Annotated in this window: 6 protein-coding genes; all 6 read left to right on the forward strand. The window is 59.5% G+C overall.

Going from position 1 to position 5,741, the window contains the following annotated elements:
- The first annotated feature begins 220 nt into the window (after positions 1 to 220).
- Positions 221 to 1,096 carry a polyamine aminopropyltransferase gene (gene speE, locus QMX98_RS31705; RefSeq protein WP_010456619.1) on the forward strand — a complete coding sequence of 292 codons (876 nt, stop codon included), beginning with the start codon at positions 221 to 223 and terminating at the stop codon, positions 1,094 to 1,096.
- A 176-nt stretch (positions 1,097 to 1,272) separates the two neighbouring features.
- Positions 1,273 to 1,506, forward strand: coding sequence for a hypothetical protein (locus tag QMX98_RS31710; protein ID WP_083376044.1), 234 nt, complete (start codon positions 1,273 to 1,275; stop codon positions 1,504 to 1,506).
- 214 nt (positions 1,507 to 1,720) lie between these two features.
- A complete protein-coding gene (locus QMX98_RS31715; RefSeq protein WP_010456615.1) occupies positions 1,721 to 2,062 on the forward strand; it encodes a ribonuclease E inhibitor RraB in 342 nt (113 codons plus the stop codon).
- Positions 2,063 to 2,455: 393 nt separating this feature from the next.
- Positions 2,456 to 3,865: a circularly permuted type 2 ATP-grasp protein gene (locus tag QMX98_RS31720; protein WP_010456613.1), complete on the forward strand. Its 1,410-nt coding sequence runs from the start codon at positions 2,456 to 2,458 to the stop codon at positions 3,863 to 3,865.
- Positions 3,866 to 3,877: 12 nt separating this feature from the next.
- Positions 3,878 to 4,828, forward strand: a complete 951-nt coding sequence (locus QMX98_RS31725) for an alpha-E domain-containing protein (RefSeq protein WP_010456611.1) — start codon at positions 3,878 to 3,880, stop codon at positions 4,826 to 4,828.
- On the forward strand, positions 4,825 to 5,640 hold the full coding sequence (locus QMX98_RS31730) for a transglutaminase family protein (protein ID WP_010456609.1): 816 nt from the start codon (positions 4,825 to 4,827) through the stop codon (positions 5,638 to 5,640). Before QMX98_RS31725 ends, QMX98_RS31730 begins: the two co-directional genes overlap by 4 nt.
- Positions 5,641 to 5,741: the final 101 nt, after the last annotated feature.

The raw sequence follows: 5,741 nt of genomic DNA on the forward strand, positions 1-5,741 counted from the left end.
AGGCTTGCCCGCGAAAAACGATTAAACGGTTTAACAGAGAGACCGAGTTATCGTTCTTCGCGGGCAAGCCTCGCTCCTACAGGTATGTGGGCGTCAGAAGGTTCGACCTGTCATCTTCCGCAACGTAGAATGCGCGCCTTTCCCGGTTAATCGAGCCGATCGATTGGCCATCATGGGCGGGTAACCGTCCGTTGCCACCGCATTCATCGGAGCACTTCCCATGAGCAACATCACCACCAGCGAATACCTGGAAACCCTCTACGAAGGCTACGGCCAGCGTTTTCGCATGGAAAAACTGCTGCACGAAGTGCGCACCGAACACCAGCACCTGGTGATTTTCGAGAACCCGCGCATGGGCCGGGTCATGGCGCTGGACGGCGTGATCCAGACCACCGAGGCCGACGAATTCATCTACCACGAGATGCTCACCCACGTGCCGATCCTGGCGCATGGCGCCGCCAGACGTGTACTGATTATCGGTGGCGGCGACGGCGGCATGCTGCGTGAAGTGGCCAAGCACCGCAGCATCGAGCACATCACCATGGTCGAGATCGACGGCACCGTGGTCGACATGTGCAAGGAATTCCTGCCGAACCACTCCAAGGGTGCGTTCGATGATCCACGCCTGAACCTGGTAATCGATGACGGCATGCGTTTCGTCGCCACCACCACCGAAAAATTCGACGTGATCATTTCCGATTCCACTGACCCGATCGGTCCGGGTGAAGTGCTGTTCTCCGAAAACTTCTACCAGGCCTGCCGTCGCTGCCTGAACGAGGGTGGCATCCTGGTCACGCAGAACGGCACGCCGTTCATGCAGATCGAAGAAGTCAAAACCACTGCGGGTCGCCTGCGCAGTCTGTTCCCGGACTGGCACTTCTATCAGGCCGCGGTGCCGACCTACATCGGCGGCTCGATGACCTTTGCCTGGGGGGCGACCAACACCGCCTATCGCAAGTTGTCCCGCGAAACCCTGCAACAGCGTTTCGCCGGCAGCGGCATCATCACCCGCTACTACAACCCGGAAATCCACATCGGCGCCTTCGCCTTGCCGCAATACGTGCTGCAAGCGATCAACAAGCCAAGCAACGACTAAACTGAAGATGTACGCATAACCCCCTTGCAGGAGCGAAGCTTGCTCGCGAAAGCTTCGCTCCTGCAGGTTCCTGTATGTTTTTCATACCTGCATGCGGTAATCCGTTTGAACGATCACTCAGGCCAAAAGTCCAGATGGATGTAAGCCCATTTGCGGGTTTGTTCGAGGAGGCACTGATGCAAAAGTGGAAAATCACTTTCGTGGATGATCACGGTGAAACAGTCGATGAAGTCTTTGAGTGCGACAAGTGCCCGGATAACGAGCAAGCCGCGAAACTCATCAAAGGCCGGCTCCTTCCTGTCGCCGCTGAACTGGATCTGAATGATCTGGAAGGGCGAACCGCTGATGCCAGCGTAAAAAATCTCAAAGCGCAGAACAGCATTCAAATCCTCGACATCACGCCAATCTGAACAACACCTGTCTCATTCTTATCCAGGCCTTGGCAGCGCCTCCGTCTTGGGGCTACTCTGCAATCGAGATCAGCGAACGGATCGCTAAGGTCTGGACTTGTCAGCTACATGCTTGCTTCCCACCGGCGACCTGGTTGCCGCATCGCTCGCACCAATCGGTTGCGCGTGCCGGGAATACGGAAAGTCTATCCATCATGATTGAGGGGGACGTTTCATGAGCACAGCCTATCAAGAAGACATCAGCAGCAGCGTGTTGCGCCGCATGAAAGAAGGCGGTTTCGATTTTTCACGGTTCCATCCCATCGAGTTCTACGCCATTTTCCCGGACGAGGAGCGGGCACGCAGGGCGGCAGGGCAATACAAAGGTGAATCCTTGAACGCGCAAATCAGTGTGCGCGATGACGGCGCATGGGCGCTCGAACTGAGCAAAGTCATGTACGCCACCTACGATGATATCGGCGATTTCGAACAGGGTTTCGAGGCGGTGGTTGAGCCTCTGGGCGGCATCCTCGAAGGGTGGGGCGTCAAGCAGGAAATACGAGGGCGTCTCGCATAACGTTATGAACAGTGACAACGCTCAGCAACGGCTGACCTTCGGGTTGGCCGTTTTCGTTTGTGGCATCCGCCCCTTGGCAAAACCCTGAAACAAGAATCCCGAGGCAAAAAAAACCGCCTGAGCAGGCGGCTAAAGGGAAGTTCGGTCAGGTTTTGCAGCGGATGCGCGGATTATCCGCACCGCCGGCCGGGCAGTGAAATCAACTCTGACTATGCTGGTGATAGGTGACAACGTCGCCTTGCAATGAAGCGGGGGCGATCAGCGTGGGGCGTTTGCTGCACAGGATTGGTGCGGTGCAAACGGCGTGATTCTCCAACTGATTGATAACAAAGCGTTTCTGCCGATGGCACGGGCCTTGCGATGCCTAGATGTCCGGGTGACAAGGAGTACGGCATGATCCGCACCTATTTTGATGAGATGTACGATGCCGGCGGCCAGGTCCGCCCGCATTATCGGGAGTTTGCCCGTTGGCTGGCCGAGACGCCTGACGAGCTCTTGGCACAACGGCGACGCGAGGCCGATCTGTTATTTCATCGCGCCGGGATTACCTTCACGCTCTACGGTGATGAGCAGGGGACAGAGCGCCTGATTCCCTTCGATACCATCCCGCGCAGCATCCCCGCCAGTGAATGGCGGATCGTCGAGCGCGGCTGTATCCAGCGGGTCAAGGCGTTGAACATGTTCCTCGCCGACCTCTACCACGAGCAGCGCATCATCAAGGCCGGCATCATTCCGGCCGAGCAGGTGCTGGCCAACGAGCAATACCAGCTGGCGATGCAAGGGCTCGATCTGCATCGCGATATCTATTCGCACATTTCCGGTGTCGATCTGGTGCGCGATGGCGACGGCACGTACTACGTGCTCGAAGACAACCTGCGTACACCCAGCGGCGTGAGCTACATGCTCGAAGACCGCAAGATGATGATGCGACTGTTTCCCGAGTTGTTCTCGGCTCAGCGCATCGCGCCGATCGACCATTATCCGAACCTGCTGCTCGACACTCTGAAAAGCTCCAGCCCGATCGATAATCCGAGCGTGGTGGTGCTGACGCCGGGTCGCTTCAACAGCGCGTTTTTCGAGCACGCCTTTTTGGCGCGAGAGATGGGCGTGGAGCTGGTGGAAGGCGCGGACCTGTTCGTGCGCGACGACAAGGTGTTCATGCGCACCACGGACGGGCCGAAGGCGGTCGACGTGATTTACCGTCGCCTCGACGATGCATTCCTCGACCCGCTGGCGTTCAACCCGGATTCGATGCTCGGCGTTCCAGGGCTGCTGTCGTCCTACCGAACCGGCAACGTGGTGCTGGCGAATGCCATCGGCACCGGGGTCGCGGACGACAAATCGGTGTATCCGTTTGTCACGGACATGATCCGTTTCTACCTGGACGAAGAGCCGATCCTGAAGAACGTGCCGACGTTCCAGTGTCGCAATCCTTCTGAACTGTCCCACGTGCTGGCCAATCTTCCAGACCTGGTGGTCAAGGAAACCCAGGGCTCCGGCGGTTACGGAATGCTGGTGGGGCCGGCGGCGACCGCGGCGGAAATCGAGTCGTTCCGCGCGCGAATCAAAGCCAAGCCTCATGCGTATATCGCGCAACCGACGTTGTCCCTGTCGACCTGTCCGACCTTTGTCGAAAACGGCATTGCGCCACGCCATATCGACCTGCGTCCGTTTGTATTGTCTGGCCGCGAAACCCGGGTTGTGCCCGGCGGTTTGACCCGTGTCGCCCTGCGTGAAGGCTCTCTGGTGGTGAATTCTTCCCAGGGCGGCGGAACCAAGGACACCTGGGTGGTCGAGGATTGAAGGAAGCCTGCCATGTTAAGTAGAACTGCCTCGGATTTGTATTGGATGTCGCGTTACCTGGAGCGGGCGGAAAACCTCGCACGGATGCTCGACATCAGTTATTCGCTGTCGCTGATGCCGCAGGACGGTCGCGGTGACGGTCTGCACGAACTGGCCATGCCGCTGCTGATTACCGGCACCCTGGACGATTACCTGGAGCGCCACGGTGATTTGCACGCCGAGCGGCTGCTGCATTTCTTCGCACTGGACGCGGCCAACCCGGCGAGCATCTACAGCTGCCTGGGCGCGGCGCGGGCCAGTGCCCATGCGGTGCGTGGGCGAATCACCGCCGACATGTGGGAAAACATCAACGCCACCTGGCTGGAAATTCGCGGGATCGCCGAGCAAGGCCTGAGTCGCTACGGCATGAGCCGTTTTTGCGAGTGGATCAAGGAACGTTCCCACCTGTTCCGTGGCGCGTCCTACGGCACGATCATGCGTAACGATGCGTTCCGCTTCATTCGCCTGGGGACGTTTATCGAACGGGCCGACAACACGTTGCGCCTGCTCGACGCCCGCTACGAAATGGCCGGCGATCAGGCCGAAGCGGTCAGCGACGGCACGGCTCACGCGTATTACCAGTGGAGTGCATTGCTGCGGGCGCTGTCCTCTTTCGAGGCCTACACCGAGATCTACCGCGATGCGCCCGGTGCCCGGCATGTGGCCGAGTTGCTGTTGCTGCGCGCCGATGTGCCACGTTCCCTGCGTGCCTGCACCGAAGAAATCGACCAGATCCTTGCCCAGTTGCCGGGGGCCAATGGCCGGCCCGCGCAACGTCTGGCGGCGGAGATGGACGCGCGCCTGCGCTACACCGGGATCAACGAAATTCTCGACGAAGGCCTGCACGCCTGGCTGACCGAATTCATCCCGCTGGTGCGCCAGTTGGGTAACGCCATTCACAGTTCCTACCTGGAGGCTGCATGAGACTTTCCATTAGCCACGAAACCACCTATCACTACGAAGATCAGGTGCGGGCGAGCATCCAGTACCTGCGACTGACACCCCACGACAGCGAGCGTCAGCATGTGCTCAGCTGGCAACTCGACCTGCCGCGCCCGGTACGCGCGCAACTCGATCCGTTCGGCAACATCCTGCATGTGCTGACCATGGACGAACCCCACGAGGCGATCATCATCGGCGCCCGTGGCCAGGTGGACATCGACGAGCTGCGCGAAGCCGAACATGAAAGCCAGTCGGCACTGCCGTTCCTGCGCTTCACGCGCCTGACCGAAGCCGACGAAGCCCTGCGTGCGTTCGCGGAAAAGGAATGCAAAAAACGCCGGGATCGCACGGCGTTGATCGACTTGATGCATGGCCTCAATTCGCACATGACCTACACGCCGGGCTCCACCGAAGTGGACACCAGCGCCGCCCAGGCCTTCGCCGGGCGTTCCGGTGTCTGTCAGGACCACACGCACGCGTTTCTCGCGTGCGCCCGCAGCCTGGGCATTCCGTCACGTTATGTGTCGGGGTATTTGTACAGCGAGAATAGCGAACACCTGGCCAGTCACGCCTGGGCCGAAGCCTGGCTCGATGACGCTTGGTACAGCTTCGATGTGACCAACGAATTGGCCCGGCCGGAACGGCATTTGAAACTCGCGGTGGGCCTGGATTACCTGGATGCCTGCCCTGTACGCGGGATGCGCCGGGGCGGTGGGTGTGAGCAAATGCACGCGAAGGTGTTTGTTTCGCCGACGCCGATGCCGGCGCCGATTATCTCCGTTCAGCAGCAATAACCGAAACACCACGGCCCCCTTGCAGGAGCGAGGCTTGCCCGCGAAGGCGTACTGTCATTCACATTGATGTCGACTGACACTACGCCTTCGCGGTCAAGCCT

The organism is Pseudomonas sp. PS02303 (assembly GCF_029959925.1).
GTDB lineage: Bacteria > Pseudomonadota > Gammaproteobacteria > Pseudomonadales > Pseudomonadaceae > Aquipseudomonas > Aquipseudomonas mandelii.

Bases quoted from the DNA above. Each gene is read 5' to 3' on its own strand.
- speE (WP_010456619.1), top strand. From the start codon at position 221: ATGAGCAACATCACCACCAGCGAATACCTGGAAACCCTCTACGAAGGC.
- QMX98_RS31710 (WP_083376044.1), top strand. From the start codon at position 1,273: ATGCAAAAGTGGAAAATCACTTTCGTGGATGATCACGGTGAAACAGTC.
- QMX98_RS31715 (WP_010456615.1), top strand. From the start codon at position 1,721: ATGAGCACAGCCTATCAAGAAGACATCAGCAGCAGCGTGTTGCGCCGC.
- QMX98_RS31720 (WP_010456613.1), top strand. From the start codon at position 2,456: ATGATCCGCACCTATTTTGATGAGATGTACGATGCCGGCGGCCAGGTC.
- QMX98_RS31725 (WP_010456611.1), top strand. From the start codon at position 3,878: ATGTTAAGTAGAACTGCCTCGGATTTGTATTGGATGTCGCGTTACCTG.
- QMX98_RS31730 (WP_010456609.1), top strand. From the start codon at position 4,825: ATGAGACTTTCCATTAGCCACGAAACCACCTATCACTACGAAGATCAG.